This is a genomic window from Bacillus sp. FJAT-22090 (assembly GCF_001278755.1).
Taxonomy (GTDB): domain Bacteria; phylum Bacillota; class Bacilli; order Bacillales_A; family Planococcaceae; genus Psychrobacillus.
This window is the reverse complement of sequence record NZ_CP012601.1, coordinates 713,264-734,471: the sequence shown is the minus strand read 5'-3', so window position 1 is coordinate 734,471 and position 21,208 is coordinate 713,264. Positions and strand designations below refer to the sequence as shown.

Below are 21,208 nucleotides of genomic sequence, written 5' to 3'. Positions count from 1 at the left end.
AATGGATAAGAATTTATTAAAGCTTTGGCATTCAGTGTCTTCAGGACCAATAAAACAAGAAGAATTAGCAGATGTCCTCCAATTAAGCACAAAACAAACCACACGTAATATACAGAAATGGTCTAAAGAAGGCTGGCTCACTTATACTTCTGGACGTGGACGTGGCAAGGTATCTAACCTACAATGGCTAAAAGATGTGGAAAGTATTTTTGAAGAACATGCTATGAAGATCATTGATGAGGAAGCCGTTGATATAAGTAGCAAATATTTGTTATTCGAATGGTCATTGGAAAGTAAACTGCGGTTAATGAATAAATTTCGGTCAAATTTCGGTTATGTTCAAAATACAAATGACAAACTTGTCGTCCCAAGAAAATTTCCATTTTTAACAAAGCATCCTCTTGAAGCTGCTGATGTACATAGCGCAAATATTGTCGCAACGATTTATAACCGATTAGTTTTTGTGGATGAAGAAGGAATTGTATACCCGGAACTAGCTCACAGCTGGGACATAGGTGAAACTAAGCTTCGAATATATTTAAAAAAAGATATTAAATTCCATGATGGTTCCATATTAACTGCAGAAGATGTTACAGACTGTTTGGAAAGGATACGAAAGCATGATTGTTATAAAGATTTGTGGGAGCCAGTACAAAAAATTGTTGTAGCTGCTCCATTAGTTGTAGATATACATTTTCCGAGAGGTTGCAGCTATTGTTTACAAATGCTCGGTACAATGAATGCTAGTATTTATAAAGAAATCAAAGGAAACGTAATAGGGACTGGTTGCTTTTATCTCGAGGAGAACAATGATTACAAAACAAAATTAGTCGCGTTTAAAGAGTTTTACGGAGAAAGACCTTTATTAGACATAATTGAGTTTGTCCAATTACCAGTCGGATTTGAGATAGTGTATCGTTCTTCAACAGAAAATCAGCCTACATTTCAAGTGGAAAGTGATTCTGGCTTTGGATTGGTTGTCATGAATGTAAACCGTAACTCTGCTATTCAAAGAAAAGAAGTACGTGATTATTTACATTTTATAATCGCAAAGTATAGACATACAATTGGTAAGGTGGATCAGAGAATTCTACCTAATCCTCATGGCTGCCTTATTGGTCATAGTAAGAAATACATGTTGTCAGAAGTGGAACGCCCATCATTTTCAGAATCACTTATAATAAAGTTAGTAAATTACACGGAAAATACTACTAATTGGTTGAAAACTATATTTGAAAGAGAAGGAGTTCCAGTTCATATAAAATGGGTCTCTTTTAAAGATACGATAGCAAATAATGTGAAGAACGAAGAAGTAGATCTCTTTATTCATGGTGAAGTTTTTGAAATGAATCAAAACTTTTCATTCTTTTATTTCTTAAGAAATGGTTTTTCTCCATTAGCATCTGTTTTGAAAGAAAATAATAAATGGATGGACTATTTAGAGGAATACATAAACACTCCATTTGAAGATTGGACATCATTAAATTTAAAGGTAGAGAAAGCATTGATTGACGAATCTATTTTTGTTCCACTTTATTATGCGAAACGTCAAATTCCTTTCTCCGCAGATTTAATGAATATTAATATAAAACATTTTGGGTATGTAGACTTTTCAAAGCTTTGGGTTAGACCTACTTGTAATTAAATTTATAGCACCGAATTTTCGGTGCTATACACAATATTTTTTGGGAAGTTACTTTTTAAAGTGCCTGACACATTTAATTTCTTAACTCGATGTTTATAAGCTCCCTTAAATCATCAATGACTATATCTGCTTTTTCTAATTCAATCGATTGAGCAAAATCAAAATTCACTCCTATAGAAACTAACCCGTTGTCCTTGGCTGCGTTAATATCCGATAAACGGTCACCAACAACTGATCCAGTACTAATATTATTTTCCTGTAGTACCTTCTTTACTAAATCAGATTTATGTCCTGAAGGTATTGACTGAATACTGTATATCTTTTTAATATACTTGTCTAATGTATATGTATGAACAATTGCTTGTAAGTAATCTTCTTGTCCATTGCTAGCTATGTAGAGATTATACTTCTTACTTAACAATTCCAGCACCATTTCCGAATAAGGATATAATGAACCCTTTCCTTTTTTAATTAATTCAATTAACTTTTCTTGGAAGAACTCATTGCTTTTTTCTCTTATCTCAATAGAGTGGTTTGGACATAATGTTTTCCAAACCTCTGGTAACGGCACACCCATAATTTCACGATACTTATTAATAGGTGTTTCTCCAGTCCATAAATTTTCCTTTCTTAGCATATTAAACGTTTTTTCTAATGCAGGCTCTAAAATTAAATTAGTTCGAAATAATGTACCATCCATATCAAATATAATTGCTTGTTCCATACACACCCACCTTTTAAATATAAGACGATTAGCAAAAGATTAAGTTCTTAGAAAAAATATTTTTCATAAAAAAAGGACCAATAAATGATCCTTTTTCTTCACTCATCCATGTATATATTACTCAATTATATGTTTAATAACTGCCATTTCTTTTCCAAATCTATCACCATGATCAATAAATCCCAAACTGGCATACAAATTATGTGCCCCCAAATTTTCTGGATGATAACCAACTACGATTTTCTTTACATTTGGTAATTTAGCCATCTCATTAATCATTAGCGTAGTTGCAGCTTTACCAATACCTTGACCCTGGAATTGCTTATCCACCATTATTCTATATACCCAATGTCCCTCAAGTTCTTCTGGAACAGAGTTATACATTAAAAAACCAACAACTTTTTCTTCTAAGTAAATACCATATAGCTCTAATGTAGGTTCGAACTTAGACTGAGCTATAGATATGGCATTTGGTTCAATATAATTGCTTTGTTCTTCTGAAATCTCTAATTGACAACATTCATACCAGTTATCTTCATTTAATTCTACCAATCTTACATTATTTGTTCTCATAAAACTTCCCCTTTTTGTTTTGGGGAAACGCGTGTATTTTAAAAAAGCGTAATCCCCTTAATGTCATTCACAATATAGAGTCTTTTGTTTACCATAATGAACGCCCCCCTAGCAATAATACCTATCAACAAAATATAAGAATAATTGAATTTTTAGGCAAAATAAATTATACCATACTATTCCAAAATTAATTTCTCCCTAACAGTTATATTATGTAAATTCAGGACAAACTCGTTGTTTTGTTGCTTGTTCAAAAGCATAAGCAAGCTTTATTAATACGCCCTCACTAAATGCGATACCTGCAAAAGTTACACCAAATGGTCTTCCACTATCTATGTAGCCAGCAGGAACTGCTATAGATGGATAGCCAGCTTTAGCACTTATTGTAGATCCTATATAAGATGGAAAAAGAATTGCGTCAAGGTTATATTTTTTAAAAGTATAGTCGATTCCCATCTCCTGTGAAAAATACAAATCTTCTAATTTTGCATTTAAATATTCAGGGTTTCTTAATGTGTTTGGAAGGCTTTCTCTAAATTCCAACTTATTTTGCCCATACTTTAATGTTTTCTGCTCATTTTGTTTATTGAATTGAATTAATTCGGTATCTGAATGGACTGGTATGTAGTGTGGAAGCTGTGATAAATAATTTCCTAAACTATGCTTCAGTTCATATATAGGAACTCCCCAACTCCAATCCCTTTTAAAAGAAGGAATTTCGATATTTTCAACAATTTCTGCTCCTTCTTCGTTTAATGTCTGAATAACTTTTAAAAACAGTTTTTCATCGTATTCCCCTGATGTATAAAAATCTTCAGATGCATTGTTAAATACTCCGATTCTAGCTCCTTTCAATCCTTTAGAATCTAGGAATACAGTATAATCATGCTTTGAAATACCTTCACTTTTAAGCGTAGCTGCATCCAATTTATCGACTCCTGTCATGGCACCCAATAAAATTGCTGCATCCGTAACTGATCTTGCAAAAGGTCCTGCAGTATCTTGAGAATATGTAAATGGTACGATTCCTGTTCGACTAATTAATCCAACTGTAGGTTTAATTCCAACTACTGAATTTTGAATGGCAGGACTGAGTATAGAAGCATCTGTCTCAGTACCAACAGATACTACCGTAAAATTGGAAGCAACCGCCACAGCAGAACCCGAGCTAGAACCACCGACAAATAGATCACTCCCATATGGATTTAATACTTGTCCACCTCTAGAACTATAACCTGCCCACATAGTAGAGGACATTCCATTAGCCAATTCAGTCATATTTGATTTACCTAAAATAATTGCACCTGATACGCGTAGTTTTTCAACAAGAAATGCGTCATGCTTACTAAGATGATTTTCTAAAGCGAGTGTTCCGGCACTTGTATGCATGAAATCATTTGTTTCAATATTGTCTTTAAGCAATACAGGAATTCCATGTAAAAGCCCTCTAGCTCCTTTTGTCTTTCTTTCATGATCAAGTGCTTCGGCTATAAAAATAGCATCTGGATTTATTTCAAGGACAGAATTTACCATCGGACCTTCTTGGTCAAACTTCGCTATTCTATCAAGGTAATACATAACTAACTCTTTTGAGGTTATTTCCCCTTCTTCTAATGCATCCTGTATTTCATGTATCGTTAATTCTTCTTTAAAAAAATGTTTGAACTTGATCTTCATTTAGATCCCCTTAAATTTCTCTATATTTTTACCTATATTTTTTATGCTGTAAAGCTTCATAAAATACGAATATGTGAGTTCAACAGGTTTAATCAATTTTAACCGTGTCCAATAGCTCTACATCCACATTTTCTGTATAATTCCAACTATGAAATCTCTCTAAATGCCATTTATCCAATTGTCTTTCATACCCGTTTGCTTCCATCCAAGAATGTAAACGTTCGTAAGCATCTCTGATTTTAAGGTTTGGTCCCTTATGTCTCCACACAATATATTTTTGAGGTGGAACAGTTAAAGTAACCATCCCTTCTGGAATCTCCTCATACTCTTTAACCTGCATACATACCCAGTAGCCATCTTGATTTTCGGAAAGACTATCAACAACAAATGCTCCAAATTGTACAAATGGATTTAGAACATTTTTAATCTCACTTAATCGTTCATTTAGATGGTTAGCTACCTTGGGTATTTCGTTTACATATTGAGTACCCTCACATAATATACGAAAGCCAACTAACTTAATTTCATCAAGGCATTCAATAGATGGATTCTGTAAGAATTGTTTTGTCATAAATTTTCCCCCTTATCTATTAACACTCTCTATAAACTTCTACAAACTCTAGAAATATTCCTGTTCATGAAGTAAAACTAAAATTTTTAAGCGCTTTTTCTTCGCGGAAACACCATCGTAATCAGAGCTTAGAAAAGGGTATATATCGAGAACAATTTACACTCATAAAAATTCTATTTACAAGTTAAATTTATAGGAGTATTATTACTTGCAGTTTCATATTTCTAAATCGCTTAATTCATTAGAAACGGGGGAACCATTTGTGGCATTTATGCCGCGTGGGGTGAATCCTATGAATGTAGGTAGGGCTACTCTATTGGCCCAAATCCGACAGCTAACCTCGTAAGCGTTCTGAGAGAGGAATTGGAGCTAGTGAGAATGAAATAATGTCCACTAGGCTATTACCTATGCCTTGTGGACTTTTTTTGTATTTAGCCATTATTTTGTGATGTTATGTAATGCTAAGATTTTCGAGTTTTGTTTCTAAATTTACTCTTTGGGGAGTGTTAGCATGCGTGGAATTAAAAAGAAAAGAATTGTAGTTTCACCTCCTGTTATTATTGCTGGAAGTTTCTTATTTTTAATAATGATTGGGACACTTTGCTTAAAGCTCCCCTTTGCTACTACGACCTATATATCATGGACGGATGCATTATTCGTAGCAACGTCAGCAACTACAGTTACTGGGCTCAGTGTTTTTGACCCTGGTACTACGCTCACTCTGTTTGGGGAAATTGTATTAATGATTTTAATACAATGTGGTGGTATCGGCTTGATGACATTTGCAGTAGCTATACTTATTCTTCTTAAAAAGAAAATTGGGTTACAAAATCGTATTTATATGCAAGAATCTTTTAATCAAGAGTCAATAGGTGGCATTATCAAATTAGTTAAGCTGATATTATCATTTGTTTTATCGGTTCAACTTTTTGCAATAATCATATTGAGCATACACTGGATTCCTACTTTTGGCTTTAAGGATGCCGTGTATATAAGTATTTTCCATGTTATTTCTGCCTTTAATAATGCAGGTTTTTCCTTATTTCCAGATAACTTAATCGAATTTGCAAACGATCCTATTGTGAATATTGTGATAACAGCGCTTTTTATAATTGGTGGTATCGGTTTTACCGTTTTATATGATATTCATCAGAAAAAATCATTCAAGGAATGGTCACTTCATACGAAAATGATGATTATCGGCACAATTATCATTAACGTTGTAGCTGTCTGCATAGTTTTCATACTCGAAAATGATAATCCAGCAACTATCGGCAATATGCCATTATATGAGAAAGTGATGGTTTCCTACTTTCAAGGCGTATCCCCTCGCACTGCAGGGTTTAATACGTTAAATTATGGTGATATGGAAGATCCTACAATTCTTTTGACGATGGTCTTAATGTTTATTGGTGCTGGAAGTGCATCAACAGCATCAGGGATAAAGCTAACAACTTTTATCGTTATTATTCTTGCTACACTGGCATTCTTGCGTCAACGTGGAGAACCAGAATTATTTGGACGATCTATTCGTCTCGATATAGTAATACGATCTTTAGCGATTGCAACAATCGGGTTATTCATCGTCCTTTCATTTATCTTTTTATTAACCATTACCGAAAATATTCCCTTCCTTCCACTTGCGTTTGAAGTGGTATCAGCTTTCGGCACTGTTGGATTGTCAATGGGAATAACAGCTCAACTAAGCGATATAGGTGAAGTCCTTTTATGTATGGTTATGTTCGTAGGAAGAATTGGTCCATTGACTTTATTTTTCTTGCTAATGAAACCTAAAAAGGTTCATTATCGCTATCCATATGACCAAGTATTTACTGGATAAATCACCTTTAGGATTACTATATAAATCATTTTAGTTCCTAACTAACTTTGTGATTGCCAATAAATCGAATAGTATTTTTTTAGATGTCTACAAATGAAAAGAGGAGGTAACAAAATGCCAAAACAAGAGAAACTATTTGCTGTTATTGGATTGGGAAGATTTGGAGGAAGTGTGTGTAGAGAGTTATATACGCTTGGTCATGAAGTGTTGGCAATAGATCGTGACCTAGACAGAGTTGAAAACTTTATACAGTATTCAACCCATGCAATTCATGGAAACTCCACAGACGAGGCTTTTCTTAAGTCGATCGGGATACGGAATTTTGACCATGTTGTAGTAGCAATCGGAGAGAATATTCAAGATAGTGTACTCACGACTCTCAATTTAAAGGAATTTGGGGTTCATACTGTATGGGTCAAAGCCCAAAATACGTACCATCAAAAGGTTTTAGAGAAAATTGGAGCAGATCGTGTTATACATCCTGAAGTGGAAATGGGAATTCGAACTGCTCAATCTATGTCCTCGGATCGATTGTTAGATTATATTAACTTGTCCAAAGAATATAGTGTAGTAGAACTTCGAGCTACAAATCTAATACATAGTCGATCATTGCTTGATTTAGATGTACGGGCAAAATTCGGCATTACAATTCTAGCAATTATTAGAAATGAACAAATTAACGTTTCTCCATTACCTACTGATATTATTCGAGAAAACGATGTACTAGTGGCAATGGGTAATAATAATGACTTAAAACGCTTTGAAGAAAAGATGTTGTAAACTATAGTAATCGAAAAATTTAAAGAGATGATGAGCTTTGTTCTTAAGAAAAATTCAGCAGCTCCCTTAAAATTTTATGTACTTTCTTCTTCAACTAAAACATTCTTTAGTTGAAGAAGAAAGAGCTGTTCTGTCAAAAGCTGAATGCTATCAACTAAACTATATTCTTCATTACTAAAGGGACTATTAGTTTTTTATCATTTTATACTATAAGAATTAATCTATTATTACACTTTTTTGAAATTTACTATGACCGTCTTCTATGCCCACTAGTTCAAAGCCATTGCTCTTATAAAATTTATTTAGTTTTACATTGTCAGCAACACAATCTAGTTTTATACATTCTATATCTCTTCTAATATTCTTTTGAATCCACTCTAAAATACTAGATCCTATTCCTTTGTTCATATAATTGGGCTGGATTGCGAGTCTATGTAAATATAGCGAAGTTGATGTTAGATCATCCCCCCAAATGTGCCTATCCCATTCACTTTGTTTAGATAGAAGAGTAAATGTTGCTACGATTTCATCATCTTTTAAAACAATATATGTGTTTCGATTATTTATGTCTTGCTCAATTTCTTTATCTTCACCGCTATCTAACAGAAATCTCCATTGGTTAATTTCTTTTTTTTTCAGCCATAGAGCAACTTGCTTTAACATGTCAATAATAGTCATGCACTTATCGTTAGTTGCAATTATTATTTTAAACTCTTCCCAGTTAGCGTACTGCATTAAATACCTCCTACCCATACATAAATGTTTGCTATCATTTATAAAAGTATTGGCAAGTATATCTCTACCTCCTCTTCATTATTTTCATTTTGATGATATGTTTCAACAATATAAGATTCTAAATCCCTTTGAAATCCTTGTTCATCTGCCCATTTTAATAATTCATTATGGAGTTTTCCTATATCAGAAATTTTACCTCTCATATTAACGTAGTCCTGGGTAGTTTCAATATATTCCATACCGGTTGGAACTTCATTTAGAGTACCATTAACAATTAACCCCACATAATACTGACCCTCGAGATGGTTATCATTTCTTTTTTGTTCATAAAGTGCAATTTCAGTTTCTGAACTATTTTTTATCTCATTTGCTCGTCTCAGAAATTGCTGTGCAAACTTGGGAACCTCATTCCCATAATCAGCAAAAACACCACTATTTTTCATACCTACTACTTTAAAATTCTTTTTTATCTGTTTGAATTCCATATCCTCTTAGCCCCCTAACTAATGATAAGCTTAACTTCTTACAGTCACTAAATGTAAAAATTTTGGACTCAATTCACTCCAAACATCAAACTTGTTACCGTCCGGATCATAAAATACAAAGTTCCTTCCTGCATGACCTCTGTTTTCAATTCCCCCTACTTTTATCTCTTTTTCTAAAAAGTCTTTATGAATAGTTTCTAAAGCATCTAAACCATTCACTTCAAATGTCATTGAAAAACGTTCTTCCCCGTTAATATCAAGAAAGTTGGAACTTTGGCCATCTTTTGCTCGAACAAGAAATAAACTTTGGTTAGCAAAATTTAGAATTGCTTTATCCTCATCCTTATAGCTAAGCTCTGCACCTAATTTGTTTATATACCATTCTGATGAGAGCTCTACATTTGATACTGGTATATAAGTAGTTCCTACTCTTAACAATTTATTGTTCAAATCATTTGCCTCCCCTTGTTAAATGTCACTAAATATATTCTATGTTTCTATGTTTATATCCTCTTTGAAAACGTTAAAAATTTTAAACATTTCCGAAAAGTTAATACCTTTCAAATGATGGTATTAATAGAAAAGTAATATTTCCCATTTTTTCTTTAAACTGTTTCTATTAATTTGTTTCTTTTTGGACTACATAGGAAAAAATGACTTTGAAAAGGTTCTGGCGAAGTATGAAACGAAGAGATCTTCCAACTGGAATTATTATTGCAGTGTGCAATCTTAGATGATGGACGAAGGTAATGATTTTTTTAGGTGGATATCCTGTTGGTGGCTATGCATGAGAAGTATACAATATGCAAATGCTGGATGATTTTATTCCTACTAAAGGAAGGAAAGCTTGATGTTTACATTTTTCAATATTCATCTCTCCGTACTATTTTTATGTAACCTATTTACTCCCTTATTCTACTGTTCAGCTGAGCTATAGTCTTTTATCCATTATATCTTCCCATAACTACCGTATTGTAAAATTCACCGTCTGAAAGGATTTTGTCATTTTGTAAAATTCCTTCGGTTCTAAAACCATATTTTTTATATAGATTGATCGCTTTTTCGTTTGTTTCCAAAACATTTAAGGTTATTTTTTTTAGTCCATTTGCATCTGCCCAAGCAATAGATTCTTTTAATAGATTTGTTCCAATCTTGAACCCCCAGTAGTCTTTTAATACACAAACCCCAAATTCTACTTTATGTGCAAAGCGTTTCAAGGGATTACCCTCACACCTTGAAAAAGCAACAATCCGATTATTCACCACTCCAACTAAAAAAAGATTACACTTACTTTCTGTATCCGTTTTGATTAAATTTTCAAAACCAAGCGTATCTATGAAAGCTTCCCCTTTTTCTCTGTCCATATTTTCTGTCTCACTATCAATCTGTACTCTTAGTTCTGACAATTCTTGTGCATCCTGAACCATTGCTGATCTAACAATATAATATATCCCATTAACATTAAACTCCTGTTTTTTTATAATCATTGTATATTCCTCCGTAGTAAATAGTTTTTAGAACAATTTAACACTCTACCATTATATTCCTTCAAGTTGAGTAAGAATATGAAACTCATAAATACAACATAAAACATCCCATATTATTATTTCTTTCTATTTTTATAACGAACTCATCTTTCATGCTGATAAAAGTACGATTTGAAGATAGATACCTTCTTTTTATAATAGGATGTATTTTGACAAAGAAAATGCCTACCAAATCTTTTACAATTTGATAGACAATGTGACCGTTATTGGTTCAGGTCGGTATAGTAATGGTAAAAGTTGTTCCTACTCCTTTTTTGCTTTGTACATCAATTTTCCCCTTCATCTTGCTTAGAGTTCCATAGACCATTAACATTCCAAGACCGGTTCCCTCTTTTTTATTTGAAAAATACGGTTTTCCTAATTGAAGAATTTCATCTTTAGTCATTCCTACACCGCAATCTTTTATACAAATGATAATATTACTGCCTTGCTCCATTATTTCAACGTTTAAAATACCACCTTCTCCCTTCATTGCTTCAATTCCATTTTTCATCAAGTTGATAAAACATTGCTTTATTTGATTTTGATCATATTCCTTTTTTAATGTGTTCGAAAATTTAGTGACAATCTCAACTTTATTGTATAGAGCATAAGGACTTAATACATTTTGGACATATTCCAGCTCTTCTTTTAAATTTGAGTAAACCATATGCTCCGATTGTGGTTTAGAAAATGCTAAATAATCATTTATAATATTTTCTGCTCGTAACAATTCTTTTAAAGAGTAATCTATGCATTTCTTATCTTGAGCTGAAATAGTTTTGGAGACATTCAATAACTGAAGAAACCCTTTTGTAACAGTGAGCGGATTACGTATTTCATGGGATACACTTGCAGAAAGTTCGCTCATAACATGTAAACGCTCTGTTCGTAGGAGGTTCTCCCGATTTTTAATGTTGGAAATTATCTTTTCAATCATCAGCATATTTAGCCCCATCACCATAATTGAAGTGATCAACATAAAAAACGCTGATGACCAATATTCATTCGTTAATACATCAAAATAATTAGACAATACAATCAGATATATAATAACATTCAAGGATGCAACCATTATAGCTGTAATAATACGCCTTTTTGGACTATATTCATTGAACTGTTTAGATAATAATGGTATAACAATAAAAGCCAAAGTCGAATGAATTAAAGATTGTAATGTACCTTCTCCTCCAATAATAAATCGATATATATTCAGTACTAGGTAAAGTGGAAATAATCCTCTATATCCACCATAAAGTCCAACAATTATAAATGCAATATATCGCAAATCAATATTAAATCCCAGTTCCAATTCGATCGGATATAGCATGCAAAGAATCATTGATATAGAGAAAGAAAATATAACGAGAGAATAGCTATATTCCTTTTTATAATTATCAAAGAAAATCACAAACAATAGCACAGGAAAAATCATAAATAATATATTTATCAAAAAAGTTTCTAGCAATAGATATCCTCCTCTCTTCTGTATTAGCAGCAAGAGATTCTTAATTCATTAAAAATACTTATTTTAAACGGTAATAATCTATTATACATGATATTACACTTCTAATTAATCTATTTATTCTTTAATTACACTCAATATAAGTTTATAAAATTATTAATGAGGTAGATAAATAGAAAGAACCTAATATTAGGAGGGATAAACAATGAAAAAAAGAACGATTGCATTACCATTAGCACTGTCTTCTATCTTCTTACTCGGAGCATGTGGAGAGGACAAAGATGTAGAAGAAATTGAAGTAAACGATCCTTTATTAGAAGATGACGGCCAAAATGACAGTGGTGTTCCTGATGAGAACAAAAAAAATGAGGATTCTGATACGGAAGACGCTGGATCATAATATATATTAAGCAGAATCATCTCCCCGGTCTGTTACACTAACATTAGAGTAGCAAACGGGGATTTTTTTTCTTTTAATGTTTCAATAGTACCATTTAGAATGAACTAAATTGCATTAAATTTAACTTTGCAATTAGTTTTTTGGACGATCAAATTTTATGTTTTATAATTTTTTTCATCCATTATGTAAAAATGACTCAAAATCGTATCTTACCGATTTTGAGCCTCTTTTGTTAATAAACAGATGTATTTTCTTTAGAAATATTTTCTAAAATTTCTTTTACTCTAGCTAGGAAGCGACCACAAACTAGACCGTCAAGTACACGATGATCTAAAGAAAGGCAAAGGTTTACCATATCACGCGCTGCAATCATACCGCCATCCATTATTACTGGACGTTTCACGATAGATTCTACTTGAAGAATGGCTGCTTGCGGGTAGTTGATGATTCCCATCGACTGAACAGAACCAAATGACCCTGTGTTGTTTACAGTGAATGTACCACCTTGCATTTCCTCTGATTTTAATTTGCCAGAACGAACTTTTGAAGCAAGCTCGTTTACTTCACGAGCTATACCTTTAATCGTTTTTTCATCTGCATTTTTAATAACAGGAACGAAAAGAGCATCTTCAGTTGCTACGGCAATTGATATGTTGATATCTTTTTTCTGTACAATTTTATCTCCTGCCCACATTGAATTCATCATAGGGAATTCTTTTAGCGCTTGTGCAACTGCTTTTACGAAGAACGCAAAATAGGTAACGTTAAAGCCTTCTTTTTGCTTGAACTCATTTTTAATGGAGTCACGGTAGTTAACTAAACTTGTCACATCCACTTCAATCATTGTCCAAGCATGTGGGGCTTCGTGTTTACTACGAAGCATATTTGCAGCGATAGCTTTACGAACGCCTGTCACAGGAATCTCTATATCACCAACTGCTACAGGAATATTAGCTGGAGCTGATTTTGGGGCTGAAGTAGTTTGCACTGTTTCATGTACCTTTTCTTCTTTAGAGATTTCAGGAGCTGCAACTGGGATATCTCCACTCTCAATAATTTTCAGTAAATCTTTACGAGTTATACGACCTTCATTACCAGTACCATTTACTAGTGAGAGATCAATACCATGTTCTTGTGATAGTTTTAAAACAGCAGGTGAATAGCGTGCTTTTGCACCTTTTTCACGGTGAACTGGTGCAGGAGTATCAAGCTTTTGTAATTCAGCCAGTTTAACTGTTTCAGCAGTAGGCTGTTCAGGAGCTGCTTCATTTACTTCTTCTGAAGAGCCACCTTCTGTTTCAATTGTACAGACTACTTCTCCAACAGCAAGTGTATCTCCCTCGTTGGCGATAAGCTCTTTAATAACACCTGTAAAGGAAGAAGGTACTTCAGCTGTTACTTTGTCTGTATTTACTTCTGCAAGTGCATCGTATTTGTTTACGTGATCCCCTGGCTTTACTAACCACTTTTCAATCGTTCCCTCGGTCACACTCTCACCAAGCTGGGGCATTTTAATTTGTTCTAGAGCCATATGAATTACTCCTTCCTGTTAATATTCCGCTAGCTCGCGCATTGCTTTTTCGACTTTGTCTGGATTGATCATGAAGAATTTTTCCATCGTTGGTGCATATGGCATAGCAGGAACATCAGGACCAGCAAGACGCATAATCGGAGCATCTAAATCAAATAAGCAGTTTTCTGCAATGATTGCAGCAACCTCACTGATGATACTACCTTCTTTGTTATCTTCTGTAACAAGTAATACTTTTCCTGTTTTAGATGCGGCTTCTATAATCGCTTCTTTATCTAAAGGATAAATCGTACGTAAATCTAGAATATGGGCAGAAATTCCGTCTTTTTCTAATCGTTCAGCTGCTTGGAGTGCAAAGTGAACAGCTAGACCATACGTAATAACCGTAATATCTTCCCCTTCACGTTTTACATCTGCTTTACCAATTTCAATTGTATAATCGTCTTCTGGCACTTCACCTTTAATTAGACGATATGCACGCTTATGCTCAAAGAACATAACTGGGTCCTCATCACGAATAGCTGCTTTTAGTAATCCCTTTGCATCATATGGAGTAGAAGGAATTACAATTTTTAAACCAGGTTGGTTTGCAAAAACTGCCTCTACTGATTGGGAATGATAGAGTGCACCATGAATACCGCCACCAAAAGGAGCACGAATAACAATTGGACAGGTCCAATCATTATTAGAACGGTAACGAATACGGGATGCTTCGGAAATAATTTGGTTCACTGCTGGCATGATAAAGTCAGCAAATTGCATTTCTGCAATCGGACGTAAACCATACATAGCGGCACCAATTCCAACTCCAGCAATCGCAGATTCAGCAAGTGGTGTATCAAGGACACGGTATTCCCCAAACTCATCATATAGTCCATTTGTTGCTTTGAATACGCCACCTTTACGACCTACGTCTTCACCTAAGATGAAGACGCGCTCATCACGAGTCATTTCTTCTTTCATTGCAAGTGTGATTGCATCGATATAAGACATAACTGCCATTATGCATTCCCCCCATCTTTTTCAGCATATACATGCTTCAATGCATCTTCGGGAGCAGCATAAGGCGCATTTTCTGCATAGTCAGTAGCTTCATTTACTTCTTTCATCACACGGTCGTTTATTTCTTTTTCTAAATCCGTTGATAAAATATCAAGATCTCTTAAATATTTAGCAAATGTAATAAGTGGGTCTAGGGCTTTACCTTCTGCTATATCTTCTGCTGTACGATATTGGCGGTCATCATCATCTGAAGAATGGGCTGTCAAACGGTATGTTACCGCTTCAATTAAGCTAGGTCCTCCACCATTACGAGCACGATCCGCTGCTTCTTTTACTACTTTATACACTTCAATAGGATCTTTACCATCTACTGTAACACCAGGCATTCCATAACTAATAGCACGGTCTGCTACATTTTTACTTGCCACTTGGCGTTCAAATGGGACAGAAATTGCATATTTGTTGTTCTCAACCATAGTTATACAAGGTAATTGGTGTACTCCTGCAAAGTTCAAGCCTTCGTGAAAGTCTCCTTGGTTCGAAGAGCCTTCTCCAAGAGTTACGAATGTAATAAAATCTTTTTTCTCAATTTTAGCAGCTAATGCTACGCCTACCGCATGTGGTAATTGAGTAGTAACTGGTGATGAGCCAGTTAAAATTCTATTTTTCTTTTGACCAAAATGACCTGGCATCTGACGACCACCAGAGTTTGGATCCTCTGCTTTTGCAAAAGCAGATAACATTAAATCTCTAGGTGTCATACCAAAGTGTAATACTACACCCATATCACGATAATATGGTGCGATATAGTCTTTTGTATTATCAAGCGCATACGCAGCGCCTACTTGTGCAGCTTCTTGACCTTGGCAGGAAATAACGAATGGAATTTTCCCTGCTCGGTTTAATAACCACATACGTTCATCAATACGACGAGCCATTAACATCGTTTCAAACATTTTTAGCACATCTTCATTTGTTAAACCTAATTCTTCATGACGATTTGTTGTCATCAGAACTCCTCCTTTTACATATGAATAGCTTTTCCGTCAACAGCTAATGCCGCTTCACCAATTACTTCGCTAAGCGTTGGGTGTGGATGAATCGTATGTGCAATTTCCCATGGTGTTGCATCAAGAACCATAGCAAGACCAGCTTCAGATATCATATCCGTCACGTGTGGACCAATCATATGAACTCCTAAAATATCATTTGTTTCTTTATCCGCAACAATTTTAACGAAACCATCTGATTCCCCATAAACTAGTGCTTTCCCAATTGCTTTAAATGAGAATTTTCCTATTTTAACATCAAAGCCTTGTTCTTTTGCTTGTTGTTCTGTAATACCAACACTTGAAGCCTCTGGGCTAGAATAGATACAACGCGAAACTAATTTATAGTCGATAGGTAATGTGTGGTTGCCGGCAATATGTTCAATTGCATTAATACCTTCATGACTTGCAACATGGGCCAGCTGAAGCCCACCAATTACATCCCCAATCGCATAAATATGAGATTCTTTCGTTTGAAAAGTTTCAGATACTTGGATAAATCCATTTTCAACAATTATATCCGTATTCTCAATTCCGATGCCCTCAACATTTGCTTGACGTCCGACTGATACAAGCATTTTTTCAGCAGTAAAAGTTTTAGTTTCTCCATTAAGTTCAGCAGAAATAGTCACCTGATTATCCGCTGTTTGAAGTGTCTCTGGAAGAACCTTAGCACTTGTGGCAAAGGTTACCCCTTTTTTAGATAGAAGTTTTTGCATTTCTTTTGAAATATCTTTATCTTCTGTAGGAATAATACGATCGGCATATTCGATAACCGTCACTTCTACACCAAAATCATTTAACATAGAAGCCCACTCGATTCCAATTACTCCTCCACCAACTATTAAAATTGACTTCGGCAATTCTGTCATAGCTAATGCTTCATCAGAGCTCATAACATATTCCCCATCAATTGTTAATCCTGGTAGGGTACGCGGTCTAGAGCCAGTAGCGATTACTACATTTTTAGGGATAAGCATCTCATTTTCATCGCCGCTATTCATCTCCACTGAGATAGTTCCGCCTGGAGAAGGTGAGAAAATAGATGGCCCTAGCATTCTTCCTGTACCCTCATAGACATCAATTTTCCCTTTTTTCATCAAGCCTTGCACACCTTGATGTAATTGGCTGACAATCGATTCTTTTCTAGATTGAACTCGATTAAAATCAAGCGTAACTTCTGAGGTATTTACACCAAATTCTGCAGCATGATTTTTCGTTGTGGCGTATACTTCAGCACTTCGGAGTAAAGCTTTACTTGGTATACACCCTTTGTGCAAGCAAGTACCACCTAAATTTCCTTTTTCTACAATTGCTGTTTTCAAACCTAATTGAGCTGAACGAATAGCGGCTACATAACCACCAGTACCGCCACCAATAATGACTACATCATATTCTTTTGCCAACTTTTACATCCCCTTATTAATCCATCTTGAAGGCCGCTTCACTGTTAAGAAAAACGGCCATTCTGTTATTGGATGAATTTAGTTGTTCGACTTATCTTCCTGTGATGATATGTTTTCCGTTTTGTAAGAATTGGCTACGTGATTTGCTTACGCGTGCAATACGCTCTTCTGCTAAACGGTCAGCCGCAACGTAAGTTGGAATACCATCACGTTTAGAAATTTCAAAAATTCGTTCGATTTTATCATAAATACCTGCAACTCGGTTCATTGCACGGTCATGATTATAGCCATATAATTCATCTGCAACATTGATCACTCCACCAGAGTTGATAACATAATCAGGTGCATATGCAATTCCCATTTCGTGGATCAAATCACCGTGCTTTGTATCTTTTAATTGGTTATTTGCAGAACCTGCAATAACTTTAGCTTTTAGCTGTGGAATTGTAGAATCGTTAATAATTGCTCCAAGTGCACATGGTGCAAAAATATCTGCTTCTTGTGAATATATCTCATCCACGCCAACTTGAACTGCTCCAAATGCATTTACAGCACGATCAACCGAAGCTTGGTTGATGTCCGCTATAATTAGTTTAGCACCTTCATTGTGTAAATACTCACATAAAGTGTATGCTACGTTTCCTACACCTTGTACCGCAACTGTTTTTCCTGCTAATGAATCTGAACCAAATGCTTCTTTTGCTGCAGCTTTCATTCCAACATACACACCATAAGCTGTAACTGGAGAAGGATTACCTGACGAACCAAACGCTTCAGAAATTCCAGTCACATAGTTTGTTTCTTCATGAATTAAATCCATATCTGCTACTGTTGTACCAACATCTTCCGCAGTAATATATCGTCCGTTTAAACCTTGAATGAATCGACCAAATGCACGGAACATTTCTTCATTTTTATCTTTCAATGGATCTCCAATAATAACAGTTTTTCCGCCACCTAAGTTTAAGCCCGCAGCTGCATTTTTATAAGTCATTCCCTTTGCCAATCGTAGTGCATCTTCAATCGCTTCTTCTTCTGTTGCGTAGTTCCACATGCGAGTACCTCCAAGAGCAGGTCCTAATGTAGTATCATGAATAGCGATAATCGCTTTTAATCCGGATGTTTTGTCTTGGCAAAATACCAATTGCTCATAATCGTAAGTCTCCATATATTTGAAAATTTCCATCTGTAGTTCCTCCTAGTAGTTAAGTTATTATTTATTTTTTCGAAAATATTATTTTCGTAAAATACATCCCCATGTAATTTTATGTTTGAAACCCCTTTGAAAAAATATCAATGGACATTCCTTTGATTTTACATCCCCATGTAAAATACCTCATTAATCTAGATTATATTTTTCTAATTTGTAATATAAAGTACGCAATGAAATATTCAGCTTTTTTGCAGTTTGAGATTTATTTCCTCCACAAACTCGGAGAGCATTCAGTAGTACTTTTTTCTCCATAACATCCATTTGCTCTGCAAGTGTACCTATCTGTACTTCATCCTGTGCGTCATCTGAAATAGACAATATCGATTTAGGTAAATGATGTTCTTCTATTATTCGATCTTGCGCTTCCAGAAAAATCATTGCTCGACTAATAACATTTTCAAGCTCACGTATATTTCCTGGCCAATCATATAACAACAAGCTTTCCATTGCGGATTTTGTAAATCCTTCGATATTTCGACCGAATTCCTTATTTAATTTCACAAGTAAATGATCCGCAATATCTGGTAGGTCTTGTTTTCTCTCTCTTAAAGATGGTACATGGATCGGCATACGGCTTAACTGAAAATAAAAGTCCTCTCGAAATGTACTTTCACGCATTAACTTCTCCAGATTAAAATAACTCGCTGCTATTATTCGGACATCGACTGGAATAGGTGTGGTACCACCTACTCTTACAATTGCATTTTCTCTAAGTACACGGAGTAACTTCGCTTGTGTTCTAATAGTTAACTCACCGACTTCGTCTAAGAAAATGGTACCCATATTTGCTTCATCAAAAAGGCCAGGATAGCTAACTTCACCATCATCATAACCAAATAATTCACGCTCTAATAAGTGTTCTTCCTGAGAGCTACAATTTACTCGGATGAATTGCTTAAATTTTCTATTACTGGCACTATGAATTGCATGTGCGAACAATTCTTTACCCGAACCGACTTCTCCCCTTAAAAGCACGGTTACCGGAACGCTTGCAGCAAGCTTTGCTTGATTGACTGCAAATTGAATGATTTCAGATTTACCGACAATATCTTCAAATGAAAAGCTAAACTCCAAGTTTCGAATGAGTGTACGTGCTTGATCGAGCTCTTTCATGAGAGATCTCATTTCGGTCATATCGTGTATAACACCTACACTACCTTTAAGTCGGTCATTGACAACAATTGGAGCAACGTTCACAATAACATCTTTTTTCTCCTTACCTACTCTTATATTAACTCCTCGAATAGGCTTGCGTGTTTGGAGAACTTTTAAATGTATACTCTCTCCTTCAGAAATATCCGCTGTCGCAGGTTTCCCTATTACTTCTTCTTCCTTCAATCCAGTAATCCGCGAATATGCAGGATTAATAAGTATCCCTTTTCCATCCTCATCTACTACGGAAATAGCATCATCGCTAGACTGGATAATTGCTTCCAGCATCGTTTGTATTTCTGTTAAATTGGTGATTTCTTCTGCAAGTTGGACAACTTCTGTTATATCTTTAAAAACAGCAAATGCACCAATCTTTTGTCCTTCCTCATTAATCATCGGATATCTTGAGGTGACTATTTTGGTACCGCTTTCAAGAATTAGTTCTTTATTTAACTCAGTCTGTCCTGTATCGAATACTCTTGGTAACTCACTTTGAGAAATAACATTATAAATATGCTCTCCTATGGCATCCTCTATAGAGACATTAGTCATTTTTGAGGCGCTTTTATTAAAAAAGTTCACGATGCCATTTTCATCAATACCAATCATACCTTCTTCAACTGAATTAAAAATTAGTTCTTGTATTGTATTTTTGTTATCTAAAATTTGAATAAATTTATTTTTCTCTTCTAATAATGTGACGATTAAATTTGCAATTTCACCTGGAATTAAAACTGCCGTTGCCGGTCTATCTGCTAGAAGTTCTAAAAAAACTTCTTTTTTTCCAGTGACGTCAATAATTATTTGGATATCACCTTTTATAAGATCCTTCCAATCGGTATATGTAGGAATTTGCTGTTTTTTTGCATATTGCATGCCAAGAGCATTTTCGTCAATATCAACTACTGCTTTCACTTGAAGGTAGTCTGCCTCTTCAAATAACTTCAAAAGTGCATATCCGCCTTTACCTGCTCCAACGATTAATATGTTTTGCAAAAATATGCACACCCCCATTTAAACTCTGCAAGTAATTGCACTTCTTCATAATCATAACGTAAGTTCCATGAGTTGACAATAATTTTCTCACATGTAATATTAAATTATAAGTAGAAATGCGGAAGGCGTCTGTCTTAAGGCGACTTTAAATTTTGGACGGCGCATGAAGCTTATAAGATACAGGAGTGATAATGTTGGCTCGTTTAGCTGCTTTGATCGTATTATTGATTCCTGGAATTTTAGCTGCATTTGGGATTAAATTAATGAGAGATACCTTTTTCGGAATACATATTCTCCCTTTTGGTGCTTTATGGTTTCAATTTATTTGCGGAATAGTTTTTACTGTTTTAGGTCTTGGTTTCTTCGCAGGCTTTTTGTTGAACAGAGATCGAAAAAATGGAAAAGTAGCTCCTCGCTTTGAGAAGAAGAAGGACTAGC

Annotated in this window: 20 protein-coding genes and 1 riboswitch; of the genes, 5 read left to right on the top strand and 15 right to left on the bottom strand. The window is 34.8% G+C overall.

The genetic code is table 11. From position 1 onward, the window contains the following. The first annotated feature begins 1 nt into the window (after position 1). Entirely contained in the window at positions 2-1,645 is a 1,644-nt protein-coding gene (locus tag AM499_RS03735; RefSeq protein WP_053588945.1) for an ABC transporter substrate-binding protein, read from the top strand. A gap of 73 nt (positions 1,646-1,718) precedes the next feature. Here the strand turns inward: AM499_RS03735 and AM499_RS03730 are convergent, their stop codons facing one another. From AM499_RS03730 to AM499_RS03715, 4 genes are all read right to left on the bottom strand, one after another. Beyond that, positions 1,719-2,369 carry an HAD hydrolase-like protein gene (locus AM499_RS03730; protein WP_053588944.1) on the bottom strand — a complete coding sequence of 217 codons (651 nt, stop codon included), beginning with the start codon at positions 2,367-2,369 and terminating at the stop codon, positions 1,719-1,721. Positions 2,370-2,486: 117 nt separating this feature from the next. Then, on the bottom strand, positions 2,487-2,942 hold the full coding sequence (locus AM499_RS03725) for a GNAT family N-acetyltransferase (protein ID WP_053588943.1): 456 nt from the start codon (positions 2,940-2,942) through the stop codon (positions 2,487-2,489). A 210-nt stretch (positions 2,943-3,152) separates the two neighbouring features. After that, a complete protein-coding gene (locus AM499_RS03720; protein ID WP_053588942.1) occupies positions 3,153-4,619 on the bottom strand; it encodes an amidase family protein in 1,467 nt (488 codons plus the stop codon). Positions 4,620-4,707: 88 nt separating this feature from the next. Continuing rightward, complete coding sequence (locus AM499_RS03715; protein ID WP_053588941.1) at positions 4,708-5,190, bottom strand: GyrI-like domain-containing protein; 483 nt, start codon at positions 5,188-5,190, stop codon at positions 4,708-4,710. A 220-nt stretch (positions 5,191-5,410) separates the two neighbouring features. After that, a riboswitch (cyclic di-AMP (ydaO/yuaA leader) is annotated at positions 5,411-5,555 on the top strand. 146 nt (positions 5,556-5,701) lie between these two features. Between AM499_RS03715 and AM499_RS03710 the strand changes: the two genes are divergently transcribed. Both AM499_RS03710 and AM499_RS03705 read left to right on the top strand, forming a co-directional pair. Next, positions 5,702-7,030, top strand: a complete 1,329-nt coding sequence (locus tag AM499_RS03710) for a TrkH family potassium uptake protein (protein ID WP_053588940.1) — start codon at positions 5,702-5,704, stop codon at positions 7,028-7,030. Between the two features lie 114 nt (positions 7,031-7,144). After that, positions 7,145-7,810, top strand: coding sequence for a potassium channel family protein (locus AM499_RS03705; RefSeq protein WP_053588939.1), 666 nt, complete (start codon positions 7,145-7,147; stop codon positions 7,808-7,810). 216 nt (positions 7,811-8,026) lie between these two features. Here AM499_RS03705 and AM499_RS03700 read toward each other — a convergent pair whose 3' ends face one another. The 5 genes from AM499_RS03700 to AM499_RS03680 all read right to left on the bottom strand — a co-directional run bounded on the left by AM499_RS03700 (position 8,027) and on the right by AM499_RS03680 (position 12,024). Continuing rightward, positions 8,027-8,545, bottom strand: a complete 519-nt coding sequence (locus tag AM499_RS03700; RefSeq protein WP_053588938.1) for a GNAT family N-acetyltransferase — start codon at positions 8,543-8,545, stop codon at positions 8,027-8,029. A gap of 38 nt (positions 8,546-8,583) precedes the next feature. Next, a complete protein-coding gene (locus tag AM499_RS03695; protein ID WP_053588937.1) occupies positions 8,584-9,030 on the bottom strand; it encodes a GyrI-like domain-containing protein in 447 nt (148 codons plus the stop codon). Positions 9,031-9,060: 30 nt separating this feature from the next. Then, the gene (locus AM499_RS03690) at positions 9,061-9,480 is read right to left on the bottom strand and encodes a VOC family protein (RefSeq protein WP_053588936.1); all 420 of its coding nucleotides are present in this window, start codon (positions 9,478-9,480) and stop codon (positions 9,061-9,063) included. Between the two features lie 491 nt (positions 9,481-9,971). Continuing rightward, positions 9,972-10,517: a GNAT family N-acetyltransferase gene (locus tag AM499_RS03685; protein ID WP_053588935.1), complete on the bottom strand. Its 546-nt coding sequence runs from the start codon at positions 10,515-10,517 to the stop codon at positions 9,972-9,974. A 271-nt stretch (positions 10,518-10,788) separates the two neighbouring features. After that, the gene (locus AM499_RS03680; protein WP_053588934.1) at positions 10,789-12,024 is read right to left on the bottom strand and encodes a sensor histidine kinase; all 1,236 of its coding nucleotides are present in this window, start codon (positions 12,022-12,024) and stop codon (positions 10,789-10,791) included. A gap of 202 nt (positions 12,025-12,226) precedes the next feature. Here AM499_RS03680 and AM499_RS03675 point away from each other — a divergent pair, with 202 nt between their 5' ends. Further along, positions 12,227-12,421, top strand: a complete 195-nt coding sequence (locus AM499_RS03675) for a hypothetical protein (RefSeq protein WP_053588933.1) — start codon at positions 12,227-12,229, stop codon at positions 12,419-12,421. A 232-nt stretch (positions 12,422-12,653) separates the two neighbouring features. On the opposite strand, the gene AM499_RS03670 is transcribed toward AM499_RS03675, so the two are convergent. From AM499_RS03670 to AM499_RS03645, 6 genes are all read right to left on the bottom strand, one after another. Beyond that, positions 12,654-13,952, bottom strand: a complete 1,299-nt coding sequence (locus AM499_RS03670; protein WP_053588932.1) for a dihydrolipoamide acetyltransferase family protein — start codon at positions 13,950-13,952, stop codon at positions 12,654-12,656. A gap of 18 nt (positions 13,953-13,970) precedes the next feature. Continuing rightward, positions 13,971-14,954: an alpha-ketoacid dehydrogenase subunit beta gene (locus AM499_RS03665; RefSeq protein ID WP_053588931.1), complete on the bottom strand. Its 984-nt coding sequence runs from the start codon at positions 14,952-14,954 to the stop codon at positions 13,971-13,973. Beyond that, the gene (locus AM499_RS03660) at positions 14,954-15,964 is read right to left on the bottom strand and encodes a thiamine pyrophosphate-dependent dehydrogenase E1 component subunit alpha (protein ID WP_053588930.1); all 1,011 of its coding nucleotides are present in this window, start codon (positions 15,962-15,964) and stop codon (positions 14,954-14,956) included. Before AM499_RS03660 ends, AM499_RS03665 begins: the two co-directional genes overlap by 1 nt. Positions 15,965-15,978: 14 nt before the next feature. Next, positions 15,979-17,409, bottom strand: a complete 1,431-nt coding sequence (gene lpdA / locus AM499_RS03655) for a dihydrolipoyl dehydrogenase (RefSeq protein WP_053588929.1) — start codon at positions 17,407-17,409, stop codon at positions 15,979-15,981. 91 nt (positions 17,410-17,500) lie between these two features. Further along, entirely contained in the window at positions 17,501-18,595 is a 1,095-nt protein-coding gene (locus AM499_RS03650) for a Leu/Phe/Val dehydrogenase (RefSeq protein ID WP_053588928.1), read from the bottom strand. Between the two features lie 153 nt (positions 18,596-18,748). After that, a complete protein-coding gene (locus AM499_RS03645) occupies positions 18,749-20,770 on the bottom strand; it encodes a sigma-54-dependent Fis family transcriptional regulator (protein WP_053588927.1) in 2,022 nt (673 codons plus the stop codon). A 194-nt stretch (positions 20,771-20,964) separates the two neighbouring features. Here AM499_RS03645 and AM499_RS03640 point away from each other — a divergent pair, with 194 nt between their 5' ends. Next, positions 20,965-21,207: a DUF2627 domain-containing protein gene (locus tag AM499_RS03640; RefSeq protein WP_053588926.1), complete on the top strand. Its 243-nt coding sequence runs from the start codon at positions 20,965-20,967 to the stop codon at positions 21,205-21,207. The last annotated feature ends 1 nt before the right edge of the window (position 21,208 follow it).

What these genes read in the sequence shown, in the direction of transcription:
- AM499_RS03650 (WP_053588928.1), bottom strand. Translation starts at nt 18,595, where the DNA reads ATGGAAATTTTCAAATATATGGAGACTTACGATTATGAGCAATTGGTA.
- AM499_RS03670 (WP_053588932.1), bottom strand. Translation starts at nt 13,952, where the DNA reads ATGGCTCTAGAACAAATTAAAATGCCCCAGCTTGGTGAGAGTGTGACC.
- AM499_RS03725 (WP_053588943.1), bottom strand. Translation starts at nt 2,942, where the DNA reads ATGAGAACAAATAATGTAAGATTGGTAGAATTAAATGAAGATAACTGG.
- AM499_RS03715 (WP_053588941.1), bottom strand. Translation starts at nt 5,190, where the DNA reads ATGACAAAACAATTCTTACAGAATCCATCTATTGAATGCCTTGATGAA.
- AM499_RS03735 (WP_053588945.1), top strand. Translation starts at nt 2, where the DNA reads ATGGATAAGAATTTATTAAAGCTTTGGCATTCAGTGTCTTCAGGACCA.
- AM499_RS03720 (WP_053588942.1), bottom strand. Translation starts at nt 4,619, where the DNA reads ATGAAGATCAAGTTCAAACATTTTTTTAAAGAAGAATTAACGATACAT.
- AM499_RS03700 (WP_053588938.1), bottom strand. Translation starts at nt 8,545, where the DNA reads ATGCAGTACGCTAACTGGGAAGAGTTTAAAATAATAATTGCAACTAAC.
- AM499_RS03675 (WP_053588933.1), top strand. Translation starts at nt 12,227, where the DNA reads ATGAAAAAAAGAACGATTGCATTACCATTAGCACTGTCTTCTATCTTC.
- AM499_RS03695 (WP_053588937.1), bottom strand. Translation starts at nt 9,030, where the DNA reads ATGGAATTCAAACAGATAAAAAAGAATTTTAAAGTAGTAGGTATGAAA.
- AM499_RS03730 (WP_053588944.1), bottom strand. Translation starts at nt 2,369, where the DNA reads ATGGAACAAGCAATTATATTTGATATGGATGGTACATTATTTCGAACT.
- AM499_RS03660 (WP_053588930.1), bottom strand. Translation starts at nt 15,964, where the DNA reads ATGACAACAAATCGTCATGAAGAATTAGGTTTAACAAATGAAGATGTG.
- AM499_RS03685 (WP_053588935.1), bottom strand. Translation starts at nt 10,517, where the DNA reads ATGATTATAAAAAAACAGGAGTTTAATGTTAATGGGATATATTATATT.
- AM499_RS03710 (WP_053588940.1), top strand. Translation starts at nt 5,702, where the DNA reads ATGCGTGGAATTAAAAAGAAAAGAATTGTAGTTTCACCTCCTGTTATT.
- AM499_RS03705 (WP_053588939.1), top strand. Translation starts at nt 7,145, where the DNA reads ATGCCAAAACAAGAGAAACTATTTGCTGTTATTGGATTGGGAAGATTT.
- AM499_RS03665 (WP_053588931.1), bottom strand. Translation starts at nt 14,954, where the DNA reads ATGGCAGTTATGTCTTATATCGATGCAATCACACTTGCAATGAAAGAA.